Annotated in this window: 2 protein-coding genes; both read right to left on the bottom strand. The window is 39.1% G+C overall.

What is annotated here, in order from left to right; all coding sequences use genetic code 11:
* Positions 1 to 7 precede the first annotated feature (7 nt).
* Positions 8 to 295, bottom strand: a complete 288-nt coding sequence (locus tag D1643_RS11200) for a hypothetical protein (RefSeq protein ID WP_160710665.1) — start codon at positions 293 to 295, stop codon at positions 8 to 10.
* A 73-nt stretch (positions 296 to 368) separates the two neighbouring features.
* On the bottom strand, positions 369 to 751 hold a 383-nt coding region (locus D1643_RS11195), incomplete at its 5' end, for a hypothetical protein (RefSeq protein WP_236643579.1).

Below are 751 nucleotides of genomic sequence, written 5' to 3'. Positions count from 1 at the left end.
TTATTTATTATTCCCAGTCCCCCGATTTAAGCTTTGCTTCCATGACATTGATAAACTGCTCACGAGTCATTTCTTTAAGTTGGTTAAGGTGATTAATAATCCAAGCAGACACTTGAAATGCGGTTGGCCCGTCGTTGTCGCGCATCCAAAAGTCCTTGCCCTGCTCAAACGTAAAGTTCAAGTCAAGATACACCATGTCGCCAAAGTCGGTGTAATCGCTACTAATGTTTTCAGCGTATGTGTCGTCTATGACGTTTGTGATTGCGTTATCTTTTAGTTGTACGTAGAGTTCCATTTTCAATTCCCCTCTTATGCGTTGTTTTATTCTCTCCTAGCGGATATGCAATAGAAATCCGCTGATTTTGTTATTATTTAAATTTGTTAATTAATAGTTTAGGCACAGTTGACAATGTTAAGTTAAGCATAATAAGAATTACCCAAAAAGCGATGTCGCTTGGTATAATCACAGCCATTACCATATAGAGCCACAGCTCGTTAATCCCTGCCAATTTTTCAGCAAAAGCCCTTTTGCCGTATGTTGCAATTAAAAAGCCTGCCAACAATACAAGCAATCCTACAAGGTAGGCAAGCGCTAAGAGTATGTTGCCGTTGTGGGTGTTGTCTGCGATACATCTTAACATGCTAATAGCAATAACGGCAACAAGGACTACGTCTGTAAGTGATTTAACTTTCATTTTGTTCTCTCTTTCTTTTGGACAGCTAAGCTGTTGATAAATAAGTTCTCTACCGA

The organism is Enterorhabdus sp. P55, assembly GCF_009911695.1.
In the GTDB taxonomy this organism is placed as follows: domain Bacteria; phylum Actinomycetota; class Coriobacteriia; order Coriobacteriales; family Eggerthellaceae; genus Enterorhabdus.
This window is presented reverse-complemented; position numbering and strand designations above follow the sequence as displayed.

Excerpts from the sequence above, each read along its gene's own strand:
- D1643_RS11200 (WP_160710665.1), bottom strand. The coding sequence starts at position 295 with ATGGAACTCTACGTACAACTAAAAGATAACGCAATCACAAACGTCATA.